17 protein-coding genes and 1 pseudogene are annotated in these 20,848 nt (G+C 48.9%); 14 read left to right on the top strand and 4 right to left on the bottom strand.

Annotated features, from left to right (window positions below):
- Positions 1 to 72: 72 nt before the first annotated feature.
- The 3 genes from ACTJKB_RS02090 (at position 73) to ACTJKB_RS02080 (ending at position 2,301) form a co-directional block, all read left to right on the top strand.
- A complete protein-coding gene (locus ACTJKB_RS02090; RefSeq protein ID WP_440831590.1) occupies positions 73 to 1,095 on the top strand; it encodes an HD-GYP domain-containing protein in 1,023 nt (340 codons plus the stop codon).
- A gap of 279 nt (positions 1,096 to 1,374) precedes the next feature.
- Entirely contained in the window at positions 1,375 to 1,932 is a 558-nt protein-coding gene (locus ACTJKB_RS02085; protein ID WP_074086226.1) for an outer spore coat protein CotE, read from the top strand.
- Positions 1,933 to 2,118: 186 nt separating this feature from the next.
- Positions 2,119 to 2,301, top strand: a complete 183-nt coding sequence (locus ACTJKB_RS02080) for a hypothetical protein (protein WP_440831589.1) — start codon at positions 2,119 to 2,121, stop codon at positions 2,299 to 2,301.
- A gap of 334 nt (positions 2,302 to 2,635) precedes the next feature.
- Here ACTJKB_RS02080 and ACTJKB_RS02075 read toward each other — a convergent pair whose 3' ends face one another.
- Entirely contained in the window at positions 2,636 to 2,773 is a 138-nt protein-coding gene (locus ACTJKB_RS02075; RefSeq protein ID WP_440831588.1) for a hypothetical protein, read from the bottom strand.
- Here ACTJKB_RS02075 and ACTJKB_RS02070 point away from each other — a divergent pair.
- Positions 2,772 to 3,536, top strand: a complete 765-nt coding sequence (locus ACTJKB_RS02070; RefSeq protein WP_440831587.1) for a putative amidoligase domain-containing protein — start codon at positions 2,772 to 2,774, stop codon at positions 3,534 to 3,536. The two genes, ACTJKB_RS02075 and ACTJKB_RS02070, sit on opposite strands and share 2 nt — an antisense overlap.
- Before the next feature lie 127 nt (positions 3,537 to 3,663).
- Here the strand turns inward: ACTJKB_RS02070 and ACTJKB_RS02065 are convergent, their stop codons facing one another.
- Positions 3,664 to 4,461, bottom strand: a complete 798-nt coding sequence (locus ACTJKB_RS02065) for a GNAT family N-acetyltransferase (RefSeq protein ID WP_440831586.1) — start codon at positions 4,459 to 4,461, stop codon at positions 3,664 to 3,666.
- A 327-nt stretch (positions 4,462 to 4,788) separates the two neighbouring features.
- Here ACTJKB_RS02065 and mutS point away from each other — a divergent pair, with 327 nt between their 5' ends.
- The 4 genes from mutS to miaA all read left to right on the top strand — a co-directional run bounded on the left by mutS (position 4,789) and on the right by miaA (position 11,598).
- A complete protein-coding gene (mutS, locus tag ACTJKB_RS02060; RefSeq protein WP_440831585.1) occupies positions 4,789 to 7,635 on the top strand; it encodes a DNA mismatch repair protein MutS in 2,847 nt (948 codons plus the stop codon).
- Between the two features lie 91 nt (positions 7,636 to 7,726).
- Positions 7,727 to 9,832 carry a DNA mismatch repair endonuclease MutL gene (gene mutL / locus ACTJKB_RS02055; RefSeq protein WP_440831584.1) on the top strand — a complete coding sequence of 702 codons (2,106 nt, stop codon included), beginning with the start codon at positions 7,727 to 7,729 and terminating at the stop codon, positions 9,830 to 9,832.
- A gap of 40 nt (positions 9,833 to 9,872) precedes the next feature.
- Entirely contained in the window at positions 9,873 to 10,652 is a 780-nt protein-coding gene (locus ACTJKB_RS02050; RefSeq protein WP_440832689.1) for a class I SAM-dependent methyltransferase, read from the top strand.
- A complete protein-coding gene (gene miaA, locus ACTJKB_RS02045; RefSeq protein WP_440831583.1) occupies positions 10,642 to 11,598 on the top strand; it encodes a tRNA (adenosine(37)-N6)-dimethylallyltransferase MiaA in 957 nt (318 codons plus the stop codon). The genes ACTJKB_RS02050 and miaA overlap by 11 nt, the downstream gene beginning before the upstream one ends.
- Before the next feature lie 416 nt (positions 11,599 to 12,014).
- On the opposite strand, the gene ACTJKB_RS02040 is transcribed toward miaA, so the two are convergent.
- Positions 12,015 to 12,404, bottom strand: a complete 390-nt coding sequence (locus ACTJKB_RS02040) for a hypothetical protein (protein WP_440831582.1) — start codon at positions 12,402 to 12,404, stop codon at positions 12,015 to 12,017.
- 1,550 nt (positions 12,405 to 13,954) lie between these two features.
- Here ACTJKB_RS02040 and ACTJKB_RS02035 point away from each other — a divergent pair.
- Together ACTJKB_RS02035 and ACTJKB_RS02030 are read left to right on the top strand one after the other, a co-directional pair.
- On the top strand, positions 13,955 to 14,128 hold the full coding sequence (locus tag ACTJKB_RS02035; RefSeq protein ID WP_440831581.1) for a hypothetical protein: 174 nt from the start codon (positions 13,955 to 13,957) through the stop codon (positions 14,126 to 14,128).
- 886 nt (positions 14,129 to 15,014) lie between these two features.
- A pseudogene (locus tag ACTJKB_RS02030) lies at positions 15,015 to 15,457 on the top strand (MepB family protein).
- Here ACTJKB_RS02030 and ACTJKB_RS02025 read toward each other — a convergent pair.
- On the bottom strand, positions 15,369 to 15,905 hold the full coding sequence (locus ACTJKB_RS02025; RefSeq protein WP_440832764.1) for a hypothetical protein: 537 nt from the start codon (positions 15,903 to 15,905) through the stop codon (positions 15,369 to 15,371). The pseudogene ACTJKB_RS02030 and the gene ACTJKB_RS02025 sit on opposite strands and share 89 nt — an antisense overlap.
- A 405-nt stretch (positions 15,906 to 16,310) precedes the next feature.
- Between ACTJKB_RS02025 and hfq the strand changes: the two genes are divergently transcribed.
- The 4 genes from hfq to ACTJKB_RS02005 all read left to right on the top strand — a co-directional run bounded on the left by hfq (position 16,311) and on the right by ACTJKB_RS02005 (position 20,757).
- Positions 16,311 to 16,550 (top strand): RNA chaperone Hfq, encoded by a 240-nt coding sequence (gene hfq, locus ACTJKB_RS02020; protein WP_025703341.1) that lies wholly within the window; start codon positions 16,311 to 16,313, stop codon positions 16,548 to 16,550.
- Positions 16,551 to 16,689: 139 nt separating this feature from the next.
- Positions 16,690 to 19,341 carry a PBP1A family penicillin-binding protein gene (locus ACTJKB_RS02015; RefSeq protein WP_440831580.1) on the top strand — a complete coding sequence of 884 codons (2,652 nt, stop codon included), beginning with the start codon at positions 16,690 to 16,692 and terminating at the stop codon, positions 19,339 to 19,341.
- 199 nt (positions 19,342 to 19,540) lie between these two features.
- Positions 19,541 to 20,095 (top strand): DUF402 domain-containing protein, encoded by a 555-nt coding sequence (locus ACTJKB_RS02010; protein WP_440831579.1) that lies wholly within the window; start codon positions 19,541 to 19,543, stop codon positions 20,093 to 20,095.
- 2 nt (positions 20,096 to 20,097) lie between these two features.
- Positions 20,098 to 20,757 (top strand): YdcF family protein, encoded by a 660-nt coding sequence (locus ACTJKB_RS02005; RefSeq protein WP_440831578.1) that lies wholly within the window; start codon positions 20,098 to 20,100, stop codon positions 20,755 to 20,757.
- The last annotated feature ends 91 nt before the right edge of the window (positions 20,758 to 20,848 follow it).

The raw sequence follows: 20,848 nt of genomic DNA, 5'->3' as shown, positions 1-20,848 counted from the left end.
GGCGGCACATATTCCAAATTACAGCAGCTACTTCACATCTTGTGAATAATTCTGCACTGGCAGGTGAGGAAGATGAATAACAGCAACGAACAATATATAGGCAAACAGCTTATAGACAATCTTTTTAATCACAACGGTGTGTTTGTATTACCTGCTATGACGCTGCTGAGCTCGGAGCATATCCGGCTAATCACCCAGCATCGGATTATTCTCCAGCCGCATGATGTGATTCAGTTGGACAGTGAGGCTTTCTATCAGCTGGCAGTGGATGACTGTACAGAAGCTATGGAGAATATTTTTGAGCAGTTCCGCTATACCAAGAGCAAACGGCTTCCTATGCTGGAGCTAAGAAACGAGGTCATTCCTTTCATCCAGCAAGTCAGTGAGAAAAATGATTTTTTCGGCATATTGGCTGCACTGCAGTCTAAAGATGACTATACATACAGACATAATGTTGCTGTAGGCATATTATCCACACTTCTTGGGAAGTGGCTTAAGCTCAGCCCGGAAGACCTGGGTATGCTGACGATTGCCGCAACCCTTCATGATATCGGCAAAATCATGATTCCGGCCGAAATTCTTACCAAACCGGGGCCTCTAAATGAAGAGGAATTTGCCATCATGAAAAAACATACTACGCTCGGTTACGAGATGATCAGAGATACGGTGGGAACGTCGCATATGCAGGCACTCGTGGCACTTCAGCACCACGAAAGAATGGACGGCAGCGGCTATCCGTTCGGGGTGCTGGGACACCGCATTACGGATTTCAGTAAAATCGTAGCCGTCACGGATATATTTCATGCCATGACTTCTGACCGTTATTACCGTTCAGCAGCACCCCTGTATGAAGTCCTTAAGCAGATGGAGGATAACTCATTCGGCAAGCTTGACCCTTATATTTGCAGTGTATTTATCAATAAGCTGATGCAATCCATGATAGGCAACGACGCCCTTCTAACAGACGGACAGATTGGTAAAATTATCATGATTCTGGCGCATGACCCACTTCGTCCATTGGTAAATATCGGTGAGGATTTCATTGATCTCAGCAAGCACAGAACTCTTGGAATTGTACGTGTCCTACCGCAATAGAATAGATGAAAAGGGCCCCCGCAGTGTATTTGCGGGGTTTTTTTTGCGAATTGGCGATTTCGGGAGGCTGCGGGCTAAAGCGTTTTTTTTCTTTTTACTTGTGGCGGAAATTCGATTATGTACTCATATCCAGACAAATTTCACAATAAAATGAAGTATAACTCTTACCAGGCAGCCGCTTGGAGGGCTTACCCAAATTTATTTCTACTCTAACAATCAACAAATGCCCAGAACGTGCATACACTTGATAGTGAATGATTGTATGGAGGAGGTTTAAAGATGTCATTAAGCCATAAACGTCAAACAAGGGAGATCATTACGAAGGCAATTTGCGGCAAAGGTCGTAAGTTCTCTACAGCAACCCATACCGTAACTCCGCCACACCATCCGACGAGTATTCTGGGAGCTTGGATTATCAACCACCAGTACGAAGCGGTTGCCGCCGGGAACGGAATCGAAGTAATTGGTACTTACGATGTGAACATCTGGTACTCGTATGACAAAAACAAGCAGACCGAGGTAGCCAAGGAAACGGTCTCCTATGTGGAACTTATTCCACTGTCATACCTGGATCCCAGACACCGTGCTTCCACGGTCGAGGTTTCTGCGGAGGCAACGCAGGAACCCAACTGTGTGGAAGCGGGCGTTTCTCCAGGAGGAGGAAGTGTGACGCTGCGTGTAGAACGGGAGTTCGAGGCGGAACTGGTGGCTGAGACCAAAGTCCGCGTGTTTGTCACCGATCAAAGCGACGATCCAGAAGACAAGGATTATGACTTTGACGGTGAAAGCTTCGATTATGAGGATCTGGACCCTGACGCCCTGGATGATGAGCTGTAAGGAAGAGGAGCGCCGCCGCCAACTGATTATCGAATGGGTTATGATCCATTATATGTAGTGGGGGCGGCGGCGAGAGGGCGAATGCCCTCCTTTTTTTATTTTATTTATCTGTGTGCAGCAGTAGCAAATTATAGAGGAACGATGCTGCCTTAATGCGGAAGTTATCAGAAGGAGGCGGAGATATGAATGAAGGTCTTCGGGTCTACCAGAAATTATCTGCTGCCCAGCGGGAAGACAGGCTTCGGCGCAGCGGCCTGGAAGCTTTGCTTACACAAGGCGGCAGTTCAGGCACTGGGGAGAATACATATGGAATGGCACCGGGAGAAAATCTTTACAGTCAGTACTATCGGGTCCTTGTATATAATCTGACGCTTCTTGAAATTCGCCCGCTGGGGACGGGTGCAGCGATGAATCCGGCTTTTTTGCCTCCTGTAAAAGGTACAGGCACGGCCGGGCGACTGGGGACTTCCGGGATGGATGAAGGAAGTGCGCTGGAAGTTTTGTTAGATGGAGAATGGCCCCGGAGCTTCTCCGGAGAGCATGGTGGGTTAGCAGAGACAGAACATAGACTATCTGCCTATCTTGCATCCTCCGGCCACCGGCGTGGTGCGGCTGGGAAAATGAGGGACACCGCGGTGAAGGCGTTGTACAGCCTTGGGCTGGACAGCGGTGAGTTGCTTTTGAAAGCCATGGGTGGCCGCCGCTACAGAGTAGATAAGGTCATTCCGCTTCCGGCAGCCGCCAGCGGGGCATTGCCGGAGCCATACCGCGCAGCATCGCTGGCGCTTACGCGCTCCCTGGCTCTGGAGCAGCCCGGCCGTCCCGGGCTGCTGCTGGGCATGGACCCGGAGTTCCTCCTGCTCCGGGAATCCACGGGCCGCGTCGTGCCGGCGTCGCGGTACCTGCCCACGGACGGCGTCGCCGGCTGCGACGCCGGACCTCCGGGAACGCGGGGCACGTTCCCGGTCGCTGAGCTGCGCCCTGCGCCGCGCGGGGAACCGCGCGCGCTGCTGGCGCAGCTGATGTCCGCCGCGCGCACGGCGGACCGGCTCGTCGCCGACCGCTCGCTGCGCTGGCGGGCGGGAGGCATGCCGCTGGCGGGCTGGGCCCTCGGCGGCCATTTGCACTTCAGCGGCGTGGCGCTGTGCGCGCCGCTCCTGCGCGCGCTCGACAACTATCTCGCGCTGCCGCTGATGCTCTTGGAGGACGCCCGTGCAGCGGCACGGCGTCCCAGATACGGGGGGCTCGGCGATTTCCGGCTTCAGCCGCATGGCGGCTTTGAATACCGGACCCTGCCGAGCTTCCTGGTATCTCCCGTCATCGCAAAGGGAGCGGTCTTCCTGGCTCACCTGATCGTGAGCCGCTATGAAGACCTGAGGCTGCGCCCGCTCGACCGGGATGACCTGCATGCCGCCTACTACAGCGGCGACAAGTCCCCGCTGCTCGCCGCGTTCCCGCCGCTTGCAGCGCAGATTCGCGCCTTGCCTGGCTATGGGCAGGCCGCTCGCTATATAGAGCCACTGTTCAGCTGTATTGCCGCTGAACAGACCTGGGATGAATCACGCGACATCCGCGGGCTTTGGTGCGGCAAAAAGCACCTGTGAATACTCTGCAAGAGTGCTCACAGGCGCCCGTCTATTTGTTGATTTCAATGGTGTATGACTTTATCTTTCAATAGTCGCCTGTTGTTCTGCCATTTTAGCTTGACCCATAACCAGGCTCTAGCTTTAATCACATGTATAGCATGCTCCAGAACCCAATATCCTGAAAACCAAGTTTGTGATAGATCAGCCCGGCCTGTGGATTGTCGTAGAACAAGCAAGGCGTTTTGCCTTCTGTCTTCATGTCGGTACATAAGCGGGTCACCACCTGGCTGGCTAATCCTTGTCCTCTGAATGCGGGGTGGGTGGCAACGGCCACGATCATCGCTGACATGGAGCTTTCCGCTGAGGTGGAGGCCGTAGCAATCACCTGGCCATTCTGTTCGATATAATAGGTCCGGCCTGTGCCGGTCTCCAGTGTTTTTCGCAGACTATTGCGCGAATCGTCCGGATTGCTTATAAATTCCTCAATTTGATCCGTAAGCGAACAGATAGCTTCCACATCGGAAACGGTAGCCTTTTGGATAACATGTGCTGATGCTGCGGCTGTATGTACTGTGCTGCTGAGCTTGCGCAGCTCGGCGAACCTCATTTGTTTCTCCGTCCGGATGCTCAAATGTTCGGCAACAGCCGTAACCACCTTCGCAGAACCCGATATCATTTCGAATTTTTGACTCCCCTTCATCAACGCCGCAAATCCTGCTGCATCAAAGGGACCGTCCGCATAGGGCAGAAAACTGCCAAAATACCTCATCAACACAGCGTTTAGCCGGCCATCATTTTCTCTGAACTCACCCCAGAGCTCCATGAAATCCTGTTCAATCCCAAAGTTCTCCACATCTCCGATAATATACAAATTGATTGCGGGATCGATGCTTAGCAGCGACATCAACGCCTCCCGGTCGGCCTCACCCAGTTTACGGATCATGCTGATTCCCTCCCCTGATCTCTCTATGAAATGTTAAAACGCTTAGAAGTTGAACTCTGGATTAATATTATGGCTCTTGTTCATTTTTGTTTTTTTTAAGTCCATCTTCTATAGTGATTTTACTGCATCAGGATTTAAAAGCATACCATTCCAAGCCTGCGGCCCAAGGATTACTTTGGTTTCACAGCGGATCACAGCCTGCGGCGCAGATGTGAATTTCAATTCAGGAGCAGCGGCCGCAGGTGTGATGAACATGCACGGGGTGACTTTGCAGGGCAAGTTTCTGCTATAATAGAGAACAGTATGAAGCAGGTATGGAGGTTGAAGATGGCAAATTATACGCCGATGATACAGCAGTATTTAAAAGTAAAGGAAGGGGCAAAGGACGCTTTCCTTTTCTTCCGTCTGGGCGATTTCTACGAAATGTTCTTTGAGGATGCGATACTGGCTTCCAAGGAACTTGAGATTACATTAACGGGCCGCGAAGGCGGAGGCGAAGAGCGCATTCCCATGTGTGGAGTGCCTTATCATGCCGCCGAAGGTTACATACAGCGCCTGATTGAAAAAGGATACAAGGTCGCCATCTGCGAGCAATTGGACGATCCCGCAGTCACAAAGGGGATGGTCCGTCGTGACATCGTCCGCGTAGTGACACCGGGCACGGTAATGGACGGCAAGATCATCTCCGACAAAAATAATAATTACCTCGTCTGTGTGACCGAGGAGGACGGGATGATGGCGCTGGCTGCCTGTGATTTGACCACGGGTGAGCTATATGTCACTTCCGTGCTCGCGGGTGATGAATGGCTGAGGGATGAGATCGGCATCTATGAACCTGCCGAGATTATCGGGGATGCTGCGCTGCTGGACATGCTGCGGAGCGAGTCCTCGCTGCTCGCAAAACCGGTCGTATATACACCTTGGGAAAAACGCGAAGAAGAGCTGGCGCGCCGGCAGTTCGGCGAAGCCGCCTGGGTACGTCTGGAGAAGGAGCGCGGCCAGTGCCTTGCGCTGTTGATCTCTTACCTGAGTGAAACCCAGCGGCGGTCTCTGGGCCAGCTGAGCCAGATTTCGCCATACGAGCCGGGCAATTATATGATTCTGGATCCGTTCACCCGGCGCAACCTGGAACTGACCGAAACGGTGCGTGAGCGTTCCAAAAAAGGCTCGCTTCTGTGGCTGCTCGACCGGACCGAAACTTCCATGGGCGCCCGACTGCTGCGCCGCAGGATAGATAAGCCGCTGCTGCAGCGTGCCCCGATTGAGCGCCGGCTGGAGGCTGTCGATTATTTGTACAACCAGTTTATCGTCCGAGAGGATCTGCGCGGAGCGCTGAAAGAGATCTATGATCTGGAACGGCTGGTTGGACGGATCGCCTTTGGCAGCGCGAACGGCCGGGATATGAATGCGCTGAAGCTGTCACTCGCTCAGATTCCCGCGCTGAAGGAAATGTGTCTGGATTCCGGTTCGGCAACTCTGCAGGAGATCGGATCCAGCATGGATGAATGCGCGGAGCTCCGTGAGGATATCGATTCAGCCATCGTTGAAGATGCACCGGTATCGGTGCGTGATGGCGGAATGATCCGAACAGGCTACCATGAGCGTCTGGATGAACTGAGGGAAGCGAGCAGCAGCGGCAAACGCTGGATTGCAGAGCTGGAAGCCAAAGAACGCCAGGCCACGGGCATCAAGTCCCTAAAGATCGGCTATAACAAAATTTTCGGCTATTATATTGAAATTACCCGCTCCAATCTTTCCTCTTTGCCGGAAGGTCGGTATGAACGCAAGCAGACGCTGGCAAACGCCGAGCGTTTCGTTACACCGGAACTGAAGGAGAAAGAGGCTCTGATCCTGGAGGCACAGGACAAAATGACCGATCTGGAATACAGTTTGTTCATCGAACTGCGCGACCGCATCGGCGCTCAGATTCCCCGCCTTCAGGCGCTAGCCGAGAAGGTGGCCGAAATCGATGTCTACCAGTGTCTGGCAGCGGTCAGTGCCGAGCACCGTTTTGTGAAGCCAAAGCTCTCCGAAGGTTATGATCTGCGGCTGGAAGGCGGACGCCATCCGGTAGTGGAGGCGGTGCTTAAGGACTCGGCTTTTATTGCCAACGGCAGCACACTAAGCAAGGCAGAAGGGAATATCCTGCTGATCACCGGCCCGAACATGGCGGGTAAAAGCACCTATATGCGCCAGGTCGCCCTCATCTGCATCCTAGCCCAGATCGGCTGCTTTGTGCCAGCCGGCAGCGCTGAGGTACCGCTAATTGACCGCATCTTTACGCGGATCGGGGCAGCGGATGACCTGATCGGCGGCCAGAGCACCTTTATGGTGGAGATGGCTGATATCCAGGTGATGACGGAAAAAGCAACAGCGCGCAGCCTAATTATCATAGACGAGTTAGGCAGGGGCACTTCGACCAGTGAGGGGATGGCGATTGCCCAGGCAGTCATCGAATATGTGCATGATACCATTGCCTGCAAGGCCTTGGTCTCCACGCATTTCCATGAGCTGTCCCATCTGGAGCAGAGCCTCGCAGGGCTCCGCAACTATTCAATGGCAGTCCAGGAAAGCGGCGATAAAGTGAATTTCCTGCGCAAGCTCGTGCCAGGAGCGGCGGACAGCAGCTACGGGATTTATTGTGCACGACTGGCAGGTCTTCCAGAAGGCATTATCGACCGCGCCTACGGCCTTCTTCAGAGCATTGAGCAGGCCGCCCCTCCGGGAAGCGTTTCGCTGAATTATGGCTCGGGATATAATGAACATACTGTACAGGGGATTCAGGAAAACAAGGTCTTACCTCTGCAGCCAAATGCTGAAGGGGGTCCATCCACGGCTGGGCAAGCCTATTCCTTAGCGCGCAGCGGCAGTGTTCATTCTGGTGGCGGTTCTATCGAAGCTTCAACAGCAGCGGCTCAGCTTGAAACGGCCGTCTCACTTGCTTCTTCCGCAGCGGAAGAGGACAATGAAGTTGTACAGCTCTCTATCTTTGGAGAAGAAGAGCCGCGCAAGAACCGTAAGGGTGGAGCTGGAGCACCAGCAATAAAAGAGAATCCGCTGCTTAAGGAGCTTATCTCCGCCGTTCAAGGGGCTGACCTGATGAATATGACGCCGCTGCAGGCAATGGGCTTGTTGAACGAGTTGAAGATCAAAGCCAAAGAGCTGACCCTATAAGTATCATTGCAGCTCTATTTCAAGGGCCATTTATTTGTTAATTAAGTAATGTAATATATCTATAAAAGCCTATTCGCGAGGTGAAATGAACATGGCCAAGATTCATGTGCTTGACGAGCATATTGCCAACCAGATCGCTGCCGGGGAAGTGGTGGAACGGCCCGCTTCGGTAGTTAAAGAGCTTGTGGAGAACGCCATCGACGCCGGAAGCACCCGCATAGAAGTGTCGGTGGAGGAGGGCGGACTACAGAGCATCCGGGTGAAGGATAACGGCTCTGGGATTGATCCCGAGGATTGCGAGACTGCCTTCTACCGCCATGCGACTAGCAAGATTCTAAACGGCAGGGATTTGTTTCAAATCACCAGTCTGGGATTCCGCGGGGAAGCTCTGCCCAGTATCGCTTCTGTGTCCAAGCTGTCATTGCTAACATCAAGCAATGAGGATGGCAAGGGCAGAGCGCTCGATATCGAAGGCGGTAAGCTGATCCGGAATGAGGATGAGCCATCCGGCAAGGGCAGCGATCTTGCAGTAAAGGAATTATTTTACAATACTCCGGCAAGGCTGAAATATATGAAAAGCGTACAGACGGAGCTGGGCCATATTTCCGACGCGATGTACCGCACGGCACTGGCGCATCCGTCCATCTCCTTCACCCTTCATCACAACGGCAATCAGCTGCTGCATACGCTTGGCAACGGGGATCTGCTGCAGGTCATTGCTGCTGTATACGGTACATCCGCCGCTAAGGCAATGCTGCCGGTTGCTGCGGAAGACCCGGATTACCGGCTCTCCGGTTTTGTCAGCCGGCCGGAGTGGACGCGCTCCAACCGCAATGCGGTCACTACCATTGTTGGCGGGCGGTATATCCGCAGCAATGGCCTGAATGCAGCCATTATGCGGGCCTATCATACACTCCTGCCGATCAACCGGTACCCTCTCTTGGTACTGCAGCTTGAGATGCACCCTTCGCTTGTGGACGTCAACGTGCATCCGGCAAAGCTGGAGGTCCGATTCAGTAAAGAAGTGGAGCTCTACGCTTTTGTTGAGCAGGAAATACGCAAGGTATTGCTTGGTCAAAGCCTGATCCCCCGGCCCGGTAGAGAAATGATCGGTTCCAAGGGCAGCAGTTCCTTTATTCAAGAGCAATTTGCTTTTCCGAAGGGAGCTGTTCCGCCACCCCAGGATGGTACGGGCAGCCGCATCGACCAGGACATGGGTAATCCGCGTAGCGGGCCTGCTGCAACAACCGGTACTGTAGAACCTGCCCAAGGAGAGCGGCATGGTGGTCCGTCAAGCAGTGAAGGACCGCTCAGCGGCCTCCAGTCCCAGGTTCCGCGGGTCCGTGAGAGCAGCGGTGGCAGTGATGCTCCGCTGTTCGGGGGAACTGCTGGCGGAAGAGAATCACCCTACAGCAATACCTCAGGAACAGGTTTCCAGGCACGGGAAACAGCAACAGCCTATAGAGGCGCCAGCACTCCGCCATCCGTTACGCGTTCGAATGAAGGGAATGCCGGGAGCTTCCGCCAGTTCCCAATGTCGAATGCCACTCGGGGCCAGATGCCGTCCACGGAGGAACTCTATGCTCCGCCCTCCAGTGAAGAGGCTGGTCTTCCGCAGTTTCCGGAGCTGAACTATATCGGCCAGCATCATGGAACTTATATTATTGCCCAGAATGACAGCGGGCTGTATCTGATTGATCAGCATGCTGCGCATGAACGGGTGAATTACGAATATTATTATGAGAAATTCGGGCGTCCCGAGGATGCTTCACAAGAACTGCTGCTGCCCATTACACTGGAGTTCACTCCTTCCGAGAGCCGACAGCTTAGCGAGCGGTTGCACTGGTTCCAGCAGGCCGGAGTGTATCTGGAACACTTTGGCGGCCAGACTTTTCTGGTCAGGTCCCTTCCATACTGGTTCCCGGAAGGGGATGAGAAGGCGGTTATCGAAGAAATGGCGGAGTGGGTGCTGAGCGAGCGGACGATTGACCTTGCGAAACTGCGTGAGAAATCATCGATTCTCTGCTCCTGCAAGGCTTCTATCAAAGCTAACCAGAAGCTGACAGAGCATGAAGTGGAATCGCTTCTCTCACGGCTGGCTGCTTGCCGTCAGCCCTATACCTGCCCGCATGGGCGGCCAATTGTGGTATCCTTTTCCTCGTATGATTTAGAGAAGCTGTTCAAACGAGTGATGTAATTGAATAATGGAATTTGTTGTGAGCAGGAACGGAGGCAACATGATTATAACAACGGGCTTTGACCCGATCCCGGAGATTGAAATACGGGCCAAGAATCTAGCAGTAAAAACGGGCACAATCTATGCGCAAAGAGGCAAATTGTCCATGGCCAAGATGGTGGAACGGTATGGGGACGGAGAGATTCTGGTAGTTCTGCAGGAGGCAGTGCGGCTGATTACTCCCGGTATGCCGCCGATGGAATTCCATCCCAGCATGGGTTTTGTCCGGGCTAAACGGATTATCCGGGGTGAGCATGATCCAATGCTGGAAGCCGCCGGAATGGTTCCGGGCGATAGTGTCTTGGACTGTACGGCGGGACTGGGCAGCGATTCCCTGCTGTTTGCGGTGCACGGCGGGGAAGAATCCATGGTTACGGCACTAGAGAGCTCCCTGCCGCTTTGTGCGCTGCTTCTCGAAGGCATGAGCCATTATATTTCCGGACAGGAAAAAGTGAATGCCGCGCTGAGACGCGTGCGTGTCGTGCATAGTGATCATTTGACTTATTTGCGGGAACAGCCGGATCACAGTATCGATATTGTCTATTTTGACCCGATGTTCCGTGTGCCGTTGACGGATTCGGCGGCGATATCCCCTCTGCGCCAGTTCGCGAATGCGGAAGCATTGTCACCGGAGAGTGTTGCTGAGGCCGTCAGAGTCGCCCGCAAAACGGTTCTTTTGAAAGAAAAAGCCTTAAGCGGGGAATTCTCCCGGCTTGGTTTTACCGAGCTGCTTCGGGCCAGCGCCAAAACTTCGTACGGGGTGATATCCATTGACAACTGAGACAAAACGGAGGGTCCTGGTGCTGCTTGGCCCGACAGCAGTCGGCAAAACCAGGCTTAGCCTTGAAATGGCAGAGGCCTATAATGCTGAGATTATCTCCGGTGATTCGATGCAGGTCTACCGGGGGATGGACATCGGAACAGCCAAAATCAAACCTGAGGAAATGATGGGAATTCCCCATCATCTGATCGATATTCATGATCCTCAGGATTCTTATTCTGCTGCTGAATTTCAGGAACAGGGCGGGCGGCTGATCGAAGAGATCAGCCAGAAGGGGAAACTTCCTTTTATAGTAGGCGGCACAGGCTTATATATTGAGTCCCTTTGCTACGGTTTCCGCTTCTCAGAGGCTGTAGCAGACGAAGCATTCCGCAGCGAGCAGGATGCCTTTGCAGAGGTGCATGGAGCTGAGGCGCTGCATGCCCGCCTGGCTGCTGTGGACCCGGTCAGCGCTGCCAGACTGCATCCCAATGACCGCCGCCGGATCATCCGTGCGCTTGAAATTCACCATCAGACAAAGGTCACACTTTCCGAATCCCATGCGGACCAGAAAAAGGAATCCCCGTATGAGCTGTGCCTCATCGGTTTGACAATGGACCGGAAAATACTATATAAACGTATTGAAGACCGAATTGATCAGATGCTGGCGGACGGACTCGTCACTGAGGTGGAAGGACTGCTGCAACACGGCTACAGCAGAAGCCTGGTGTCCATGCAGGGATTGGGCTACAAGGAAATTGCCGCATACGTCGCGGGCGAAGTGACGCTGGATGAAGCAGTGACACTACTTAAACGCGATACCCGCCGATTCGCCAAAAGACAGTTGTCCTGGTTCCGCCACATGAAAGAGATTCAGTGGATCGACGTCGATGAGAGCCAAAACTTTTCAGAGAATTTTGCCAAAATCCGTGCTAAAATAGCTGACAAGTTTAATGAAGCATTGTAGCTGTTGATAATATAGTTTTTACGTGTTCTCAAAAGTTGTAAATCACGTAGAATCATATTTCTTGCTAAAATTCAGTCTGAAGGATGTCTCCGAAGTGAATCTTCACTTTCTCGGAGGCATCTTTTTTTGTGACAGATGTGTCTAAAAATATGAGGTATGACTCTCCATTGAATGTATGCTTCATAATGCCTTGCATATGATTGTTAAGTGTTTTCTGACTGATCGGCCAACCGTTCCATCGTGCGTTCCTTAATCTCAGTTTTCGCATAAGCCTCAAGCCTTTCATGGAGCTACGGAAAAAGCTTAAAGGAAAGTGAATAGAGAACCCAAAAGAACCCCTACCTTAAATTGGAGGGGGAATGAACATATTAGTTTTGAATTTTCTGATGCAGTCTTCAAGTAACTACAAACAGTGCTTAACTTATCGGAAAAACAGCGAAGTTTCCGCTCATACCAGGCTGTGCAATATTGACAGCAAATCCCCGACCTCCGCCGGCTGCTCCTTCAAAACGAAGTGTCAAACGAATTCCTTTATATCCATGATGTTCAATAGCCTTAGCATAGAAGTCTCTGACATAGGGGAATCCATTATTGTCTGCGAGAGTTACTATCGGCTGTTCGAGTGAATTAGTGATAATGAAAACATCTAAATTGTTTCCATCTGCACCTGCGGCATCAAATTGGATACGGCGTGTTGAAAATGTACTGTCTCGCGGTGAATAATTGCTTTCTGATGTCTGAGGATATGCTGTTTGCGCTGGGTAAGTTGGGTAAGGAAAGTTGTACCCAGATTGATAATAATTCATTTTTCGATTCCTACTTTCATCGTGTTTTTGCGTTCAAAATAGTTATATGCCCAATTTCCTTTTTTTGCCACAAGGGACTAGCCACGATGGAATAAACTACATTTATGTTAAAAGAATTTATAGAGTGATATACAAAGACCCCCACTACCTTGGCCTTGGCCTGAGAGAGAAATCATTCAGCTGCGTTATCTTGAGCATGAGGATGGGTATGATTACTTTCTGCGTGGGGAACTAGGGATGAGCGAGCGGAAGTATCGACGGGTGAAGTCGAGGGCTATATACGTGCTGGCCAGAAAATCATGTCTTTACCGACTGAAGAGTTTAAATAAATCAAGTCAATTAGAGCTGAGTTTTCATTTTTTTATTCGTATAAATGATTCTTTCCTGTGTTTCTTGATTAGTTTGTTCACCTGTCAGTGTTAAAATTGATCTCGTACCAAATGACGATTCTCTGTAAATCGCTACCAAATTAACATTATCAGTTTTTTAGCTATTTCTGAATCTGCTACCTTAAGTTCTTTTAAAGTGAGCATAAGAAGCATGGCCGGGAATTATTGATATTGATGACCCGCAATCGATGCTGATGACTTTGGCTTCGATTTCAGGCATTCAGTAAAATGGTTTTGTTTTCCATTGTAACAAAGTCCGTAAAGGATTTGAGCAAAGAGCACGACACATATGCTACGGATTCGGAGCGGACGCCGATCTCCTGGTTGCCAAGAATGACAACAATAACGGGATTGATATTACGCTTTAGGGCACTTTAAATATTTTGATTTCATTGACCATTTCCGGAATACATGACCTGAAATGGATTCAACTCATGAGTCTAAGTAGGAATTAGACAACCTGATTGAAGCATATTGGTTACATAAACCCTTATGAGGTGGATGATGAGACCAATGCTTCATAATCAAGAATTCAAAGTCTACATTATAACCAAGGGAGTTGTCCTGAGGTTCTTAGTTATTGAAATCATCATTGGTACATTGACATATTCTATAGCCATGAAGCTTTTCCATAATATCATCTTGGCGAGTGCAGGTGGGTGGGTAGGGACAGAAGGAATAAAGAGATTATATGCTGTGAGTAAAATCATCGGGAAATAGAATATTAAGTGAATCAAACATAGCCACCCGTATGTAAGGCGGTCTTGTGGTTTTAACGAAAACGAATAATCGCATAAGCAAGCACTATTATTTTTTCCTCAGATTGTGTTGTGCGCTTCTACTACGGTACTGATTGAGCGCTGTTGTGGATACCGCCCGGAACGGCGGGGGAAAGGCATCTAACTGGCAGAAGGTTGTCCAAGAGGTTATGGTGATTTAATCCTCCCATCCAATCCTGATAAAATTATCATAAAAAAATCCCTCTGAATCATCGCCTGATTGAGTTCAGACACGCCAGTATTTTCTGATGGTATCGATAAGCACTTCTCCAGCGGTTGGAGGATTTTACAATAGACTTGGAGTTCATATACATATTGTTCCAAATTAAGTATAATCAATATAAGTGTAACGTTAGGAAATTCAATGTCTGGAGGGGATCGGTTGAATAATGATCCAGAAAAAAAGATAAATGAGCTTGAAGAACGAATTTCAAGACTTGAGAAATCATCTGCTACTGGACCTCGGAAGCTTGTTTGGACCACACTGAGCATTATTATTGGGATTTTTATTATTCTTACAGTAATTGGGGTTGTTCAGTTTGTATCGAGTGGTTAGGATCTGATTATTTGTCCGCCACATACAAAGTCTTGGAAAGAACAACAACCAGCTGCTGTAGCGACTTTATTAGCGGCGACGGTTGCAACAATTCCACCTGCTTAGCTTGGCTCTGTCGTTGCTCTCTTGGAAGCAACTGGAGCGACTATGATAGACAATTCGATGAACTATTATTAAGAGAATGGGGGGGCAAATGATAACTGCATATGCGATAATTATGACTTTCGTTACTGTCATTACCTTCCTATTTATCATTCTGTCGAGAATGTTTTTTAAGAAAAATAATGATATTTCAAAGAAAAAAATAGCGTATATTCCTTTGCTACTGGCAATTATTGGAGCACTTCAATTAATGATTTATGGAGAAGTCAAATCAAACCATCTTTTTGTTTATTTGGCAGTCATTCTAGTGAGTATGTATATATTGAGATCGGATAGCAGGAAAATAAAAAGATAATAATTAAATAAAAAGGAACCTTTTTGGTTCCTCATGATGGGCATGACATTACATCCTCATAAATATCAGGGTGCCCCCGATTTAGCCTATGCAGGTTATCCCGATTAGGGTGTCTTTGGAATTTTGCCCAGTGGTTTCAGTTGGCGGGCTATTTTTCATTTGCATAATGCGACAAACGCGGTATTATTCATTTACACGAGTCGGAAGCACTGAAGCATGCATTCAGATAGAATCGGCAAAATCCCGTCAACCTCAACTGGTCGGCGGGATTTTTCTGTCGAACGATATAGACGAGTGGAGGATAAACCAGGATAATCGGTAATGTGGCTTTGGGAAATTTATATTAAAGTTTGAAATAATTATGTCGACAGAGTGGATTATGACAATTCAGAAATCGGGCCATTTTGTGTGAAATTTAGGGGAGAAGAAATGAATCATTTTTTTACAGCATTAACTTATGTCAATAAAAAGATTTATAAGTCGAATCACTTAACTGTAAAGTCAGTTCAAGAAGAAAAGCAAAATTCTAAGTATGGTGCTGGTACATTTCAGTTATCTTCTAAAACAATTCGATTTAGAGTTTCGAATATAACCCCTACCAAAGTAGGGCAATTTGTTGCATTTTGGGAAAAGGACGAAAGGAAGCCCCGGATTTATTAGTGATAACAACCTTTAAAAATGATAATGAGTTTGGGCAATTTATTTTTCCAAAAGAAATACTTTTAAAACAGAACATTCTTAGGTCTGCTTCAACAAAGGGCAAAATGGCAATAAGAGTTTATCCTAGCTGGGATAGTCCGAGTAGTAAACAAGCGATGAAAACTCAAAAATGGCAGTTACCCTATTTTGTTGATATGAGTAGTCCGAATTAAAATCCTTTAGAAAAAGTAATAGAACTGTATTCTCTTTAATCCTCCGCAATCGGACGCGATTGTTGAAGATCATAGCCAGAAAATAATCAAACATTATAAAAACTTCACGCCTGTTAACTAGAAAAGAATCCGCTTGATTGATCTTCCCTCGTTCTACAATCTGTTCGAATAGTGCCTCGCCTGCACGATTTATATTCGTCATTATGCCGTAACTGCCAGATGGTAGGGATAATCCTGCCAGTATCTCCTTGCGGCGTAGCAGCAGCAATCCAGTGAGATCCTGACCTTTATACATCAAAATATCAAAGATGCCGTAATAGGCCGGCATGGTGGTTGTGAGCTGCTGGATCTTATATCTCCTAAAGGAGATCGAGAACACCAGAACATCCTTAACGGGAATATTTGAAGGCAAGTCAAGCCATCCAGCGTGGGATAATGCAAGATACATTATCAATTACATATTTATTGTATTGACTAGGCTTATTTATCTTTTATTTATTGCAATGCCTTCTCAAGCGTTCCCTACTGGAAGCAATGAGATTGACGGGAAGGGTGCCTTAGATTTAACATATAGTTGAGAGAACTATATAGAAGAGATTTAGATTCCACCTATAATCAGATAGAGAAGGAGCCGTGGAAAATCACGTAAAAATCACATTTGTGCTTAAAATAGCTTAAAGAGGTTTTTATAGAAAAGGCCAAAAACATCAACGTTAGGACATAATGTGGAGATTAGCCACGATTTTACTTCATTGATGTAATGGCTAAATACGTGCTATAATAGCAGGAAAGTTTACCTAAGGTCTTGAATATACTTCTGAACAATCTAATTGAACCATTGGGGGTACGTCATATGAACAAGTCCATTAACATCCAAGATACGTTCTTGAACCAACTGCGTAAAGAGAATATCCCTGCTACAGTATATTTGACCAACGGCTTTCAAATCCGGGGAATCATCAAAGCCTTCGACAACTTCACAATTGTCATCGACAGTGACGGCCGCCAGCAGATGGTGTACAAGCATGCGATTTCCACCTTTACACCACAGCGCAGCGTATCACTTATGCAAGACAATGGAAGCGAAGAATAAGATTTTACAGTCTTAAAGCGAAACCTTTTTGTTTATAAATCGTTTGAATAGAGAGTGCGAGAGAGCAACCTGTGAAGGTTGTTCTTTTCATTCGTGCACTTCATTACAGGAAAGTTCCGAGAGGGAGTCAGGAGGCAGCATGTCCAGAGACGAGATATCCAGGACGAACCGCAATAGAGACAGAGGAAGCCAGTCATCGAACTCAAATTCAAATTCTAAAGGTAAACCTAAGAAAAAGAAAAAGTTTTTAACCAAGAAGCGTGTGCTATGGACGTTGTTTTTTGCCACGGCATTAGCAGTTTTTTGTGCGTTGGGCGGTTACCTGTTCATTATGTTAAACGGGCAGAAGCTCCTGAGTGAAAACCAGGACAAATTATCGATTCATGAGACTACAAAGATTTATGACCGCAACGCAAATTTGATCGGCGAGCTGGCACTGGAGAAGAGTGAACCCGTGGAGCATGAGGATATTCCGAAGTTGCTGATCGATGCGTTTGTTGCCACGGAGGATAAGCGATTTTTTGAACACAGCGGCGTCGATCTCTGGTCGATCGGTCGAGCAGCTGTCAAGGATATAGCGGCCCGCAGTATGGTCGAAGGCGGGAGCACGATCACCCAACAGCTGGCGAAGAACATCTTTCTGACACGGGACAAGACTTTTTTCCGGAAAGCGACTGAGGTTTCTATTGCCGTGGCTCTGGAGAATGAAAAAACCAAAGATGAAATTATTACGATGTATTTGAACCGCATCAACTTTGGCGGCACGATTTACGGGATCAAAGCGGCATCTATCCGTTATTTTGGTCAAGGTGATCTTAACAAACTCGACGTTTGGCAGATCGCCACCCTTGCAGCGATGCCGAAGGGGCCTTCCCGCTATAACCCGCTGCGTAATCCAGAGCTCTCGAAAGAACGTCGTGGTGTAGTACTCCAGCTGATGTATGAGCAGGGCTATATCACCAAGGAGCAGATGGACGAGGCGAAAGTGGTGGATTATAACTATAAGCCGCCGGAAAGCAAACAACGGTACCAGGCCTTTATAGATTATGCAATTGATGAAGCGGAAGAAAAATTCGGATTGACTGAAGATGATTTGAATATCGGCGGATACAAAATCTATACGACCATGGACAAACATGCCCAGGAGACGGTGGAAAAGGCCTTTGCCGACAGCGATAATTTTGAAAAGAGCGTTGACGATCAACTGGTACAGGGCTCGATGACGATCATCAATCAGGAGAATGGCAGCATTGTGGCTCTCCTCGGTGGACGAAATTATGAGAAAAAAGGCTATAGTCGTGTGGACGGCAGCCGACGCTCGCCAGGTTCTTCTTTTAAGCCGCTGGTTTCCTACGCACCTGCGCTGGAATCAGGGAAGTTCACGAATGATTCCATGCTCAGCAACGAGAAGCAGTGCTTTGGCACCTATTGTCCAAATAACCTGCACGGTTATTCAAAGACGATCAGCATGGCAGAAGCCCTGACGAAGTCGGAGAATATCCCGGCGGTATGGCTGTTGAACGAAATCGGTGTGAATACGGGATTCCAATTTGCCAAAAGGCTCGGGATTAACCTAAAGGATGAGGACAAGAACCTTTCCTTGGCTCTGGGAGGGATGAGCGAGGGCACGAACACCATGGAAATGGCTCAGGCCTACAGTGCCTTTGCCAATGGTGGCGATCTGCGTGAGGCTTACTCGATTAAATCGATTACAAATAGCGATGGAGACACCGTCTATAAGGCCAATACCAAGCCTGAACGGGTTATGAGTGAGAATACGGCATACCAGATGACTGAAATGATGCAGAAGGTTGTAGAAGACGGGACGGGGAAAAAAGCCAGAATCAACCGTCCTGTAGCCGGTAAAACCGGTACAACACAAAGCGGATACGATGGCATCAGCTCGAACCGTGATGTCTGGTTTGTTGGATATACTCCGGAATGGACCGCTGCTGTTTGGATGGGCTATGACAAACCAAGCAAAACCCATCTGCTGAAGAACAGCAGTCCGCTGGCTGCTGCATTCTGGGGCAAAGTGATGGAGGAAGCACTGGAGGGCGTGCCTAATAAGTCGTTCCCGAAACCTGAAGGCGTAAGTGATCCTGAACCAACGGCAACACCGGAAACGGCGCAGCCTGTAGGCGGTCTGAAGGCAGCTTATGACGCTTCGACGATGACGGTCAACCTTAGCTGGGAGCCTTCACCGGTAAAAGGTGTGGAATACCGGATCTACCGCCGTGAAACGTCGGAAGCAGAATTCAGCCCGCTGCTGAATACGGTCTCGTCCAGTGTCGGAGATATCAGTGCGATGCCTGGATTGAGCTACGAATATTACGTCACGGCTTATTATCCGGAACTGGATGTGGAGAGCGAACCTTCTGCTGCTGTCACTGTTGAGGTTCAGGATGAGCCGCCTACACAGGAGCCGGAAGCGACAATAGATCCGAATCTTCCAACAGATGAGACGGGCAATGGCGGTACTAACGGCAATGGCCAAGACAATGGCAATCCTAATGGAAACAACGGGAACGCTAATGGAAATGGGAATGGTGCAGGAAACGGAGAAAATCCTGGTAACGGCAATCCTGGCGGCAATGGAAATGGCAATGGCGGAGGAGTACCATCCGATTCCCCCCAAGCCTCGTCCACTCCTCCACCGGCTACTACAGCTCCTACCGATCCCGCTGTAACTACTGGAGCAGGCGGCGGCAATGCTGGGACAGAGGGCGGTGCGGCTCCCACCACCGACCCGGCTGCAGGCTTGGTTAATGAGGGTAGTGTTCCGCAGTAGTAGATTTTGTAAATTCTATAATGTATGATCCAATTGCCCCGGCAGCTGAGAATCCCGCCTATGAAGCAGAGATTCCAGCTGACGGGTTTTTTGTCTTGCTTTTGATCAACAGCGGTTGCCGGAATTTACAAGGGATGTTTTGAGTGTATCTTGCAAATGTGTTAAGCTGAATACACCATTTCTTGAGAGGGTCATTCATATGAAACGTAAATTCGGAGACCGGGCCAACTGGCGCCGGATTACGCGCCGCCATTTTGCCTGCCGCTATGTAGAGAGCCGGGAATTCAGCGGATACATCACACTATATACGATTTATGGGTTGAAGGAACCGCTATGGAAGAGCTACGGCAAACATACATACCGTATAGCAGACAAAGGGTACTCATGGCTGCAGTATTTTCCAAAAGACAGCCATTATATTGTGACGGCAATGTTCGACGAACGGCAAAACATCGTACAGTGGTATATTGATACCTGCAAAGTACAAGGAGTCACCGACCAGGGTGTGCCGTGGTTCGATGATCTTTATCTGGATGTTGTGGTGCTGTGGAACGGAGAGGTGTTTCTGCTCGATGAAGACGAGCTGGAGGAGGCGCTGGAACGGGAGGACATTACAGACAGCGACTATAATTTAGCCTGGGCTACAGCAAACAGTATTCTTCGCAGCATAGATGCTCATGCTTTTCCTTATTTCTCCCTCTCCTTGAAGCATCGTGCCGAATTGTTCCATCACGGAGAATTCAGGAGGAAATAACCATGGATTGGTATGTCTATCAAAGAGGCTCATCCCCGATACGTAAGGTGTCCCGCAAAGGACAACGTTTTCGGCTGAAACGAAATCTGTTCATTCTTCTGGTCATTTGTGTTGTTGCCGGACTTCTATGGTGCGCATCAGTTCTAGGCAGAATCAACAGTGGTGCCACGACGAATCCAATGCAGGAAGCGGATGCTGGTATTATTCTCGGTATGTCCATGTGGGGAGATGAACCCAGTCCCGGACTAAAGGAACGGCTTGACTATGGGCTTGGACTCTACCGGGAAGGCAAGTTCACCCGGTTTATAGTGTCCGGAGGTCTGGATAAGGCTGACTATAAATATACTGAGGCCGAAGGAATGAAGAACTATCTGGTAGGAAAGGGTGTACCTGAGACGGCTATACTTCTGGAGAACAAGTCTACCAGCACTTATGAGAATCTTCAGTTCAGTCAAAGGGTTATGCAAACAGAAGGATTAAAGACAGCTATTATTGTTACACATACATTTCATGGCCAGCGCGCATTCGAAATTGCCAAAGAGCTGAATTATTCCAGCCCTGAACTGGGATTGACCGATTCCAAGGTTATGTCGATGTTCAAATACAAAACCCGTGAGATTCTGGCTTATACAAAATGGAAGATGCAGCAACTTTTTCTGTGAAAAGCAAGCCCCGTACAGACTGCCGCTAACCCATCAGCCTAATTTGTCCGCAAGTTCCTGAAACTGCTAATAAGACCTCGTGAACCGGAAT

The sequence above is a fragment of the Paenibacillus sp. 22594 genome, assembly GCF_052044425.1.
Lineage (GTDB): Bacteria > Bacillota > Bacilli > Paenibacillales > Paenibacillaceae > Paenibacillus_AQ.
Note: the sequence above shows the minus strand (reverse complement) of the source record. Positions and strands in the feature narration are given on the sequence as shown.

Excerpts from the sequence above, each read along its gene's own strand:
- ACTJKB_RS02010 (WP_440831579.1), top strand. The coding sequence starts at position 19,541 with ATGAAACGTAAATTCGGAGACCGGGCCAACTGGCGCCGGATTACGCGC.
- ACTJKB_RS02025 (WP_440832764.1), bottom strand. The coding sequence starts at position 15,905 with ATGTATCTTGCATTATCCCACGCTGGATGGCTTGACTTGCCTTCAAAT.
- hfq (WP_025703341.1), top strand. The coding sequence starts at position 16,311 with ATGAACAAGTCCATTAACATCCAAGATACGTTCTTGAACCAACTGCGT.
- ACTJKB_RS02015 (WP_440831580.1), top strand. The coding sequence starts at position 16,690 with ATGTCCAGAGACGAGATATCCAGGACGAACCGCAATAGAGACAGAGGA.
- ACTJKB_RS02090 (WP_440831590.1), top strand. The coding sequence starts at position 73 with ATGAATAACAGCAACGAACAATATATAGGCAAACAGCTTATAGACAAT.
- ACTJKB_RS02075 (WP_440831588.1), bottom strand. The coding sequence starts at position 2,773 with ATGCCCAGCAGCAGCCCGGGACGGCCGGGCTGCTCCAGAGCCAGGGAG.
- ACTJKB_RS02065 (WP_440831586.1), bottom strand. The coding sequence starts at position 4,461 with ATGATCCGTAAACTGGGTGAGGCCGACCGGGAGGCGTTGATGTCGCTG.
- ACTJKB_RS02050 (WP_440832689.1), top strand. The coding sequence starts at position 9,873 with ATGATTATAACAACGGGCTTTGACCCGATCCCGGAGATTGAAATACGG.
- ACTJKB_RS02070 (WP_440831587.1), top strand. The coding sequence starts at position 2,772 with ATGGACCCGGAGTTCCTCCTGCTCCGGGAATCCACGGGCCGCGTCGTG.
- ACTJKB_RS02080 (WP_440831589.1), top strand. The coding sequence starts at position 2,119 with ATGAAGGTCTTCGGGTCTACCAGAAATTATCTGCTGCCCAGCGGGAAG.
- mutS (WP_440831585.1), top strand. The coding sequence starts at position 4,789 with ATGGCAAATTATACGCCGATGATACAGCAGTATTTAAAAGTAAAGGAA.
- mutL (WP_440831584.1), top strand. The coding sequence starts at position 7,727 with ATGGCCAAGATTCATGTGCTTGACGAGCATATTGCCAACCAGATCGCT.
- ACTJKB_RS02040 (WP_440831582.1), bottom strand. The coding sequence starts at position 12,404 with ATGAATTATTATCAATCTGGGTACAACTTTCCTTACCCAACTTACCCA.
- ACTJKB_RS02005 (WP_440831578.1), top strand. The coding sequence starts at position 20,098 with ATGGATTGGTATGTCTATCAAAGAGGCTCATCCCCGATACGTAAGGTG.
- ACTJKB_RS02085 (WP_074086226.1), top strand. The coding sequence starts at position 1,375 with ATGTCATTAAGCCATAAACGTCAAACAAGGGAGATCATTACGAAGGCA.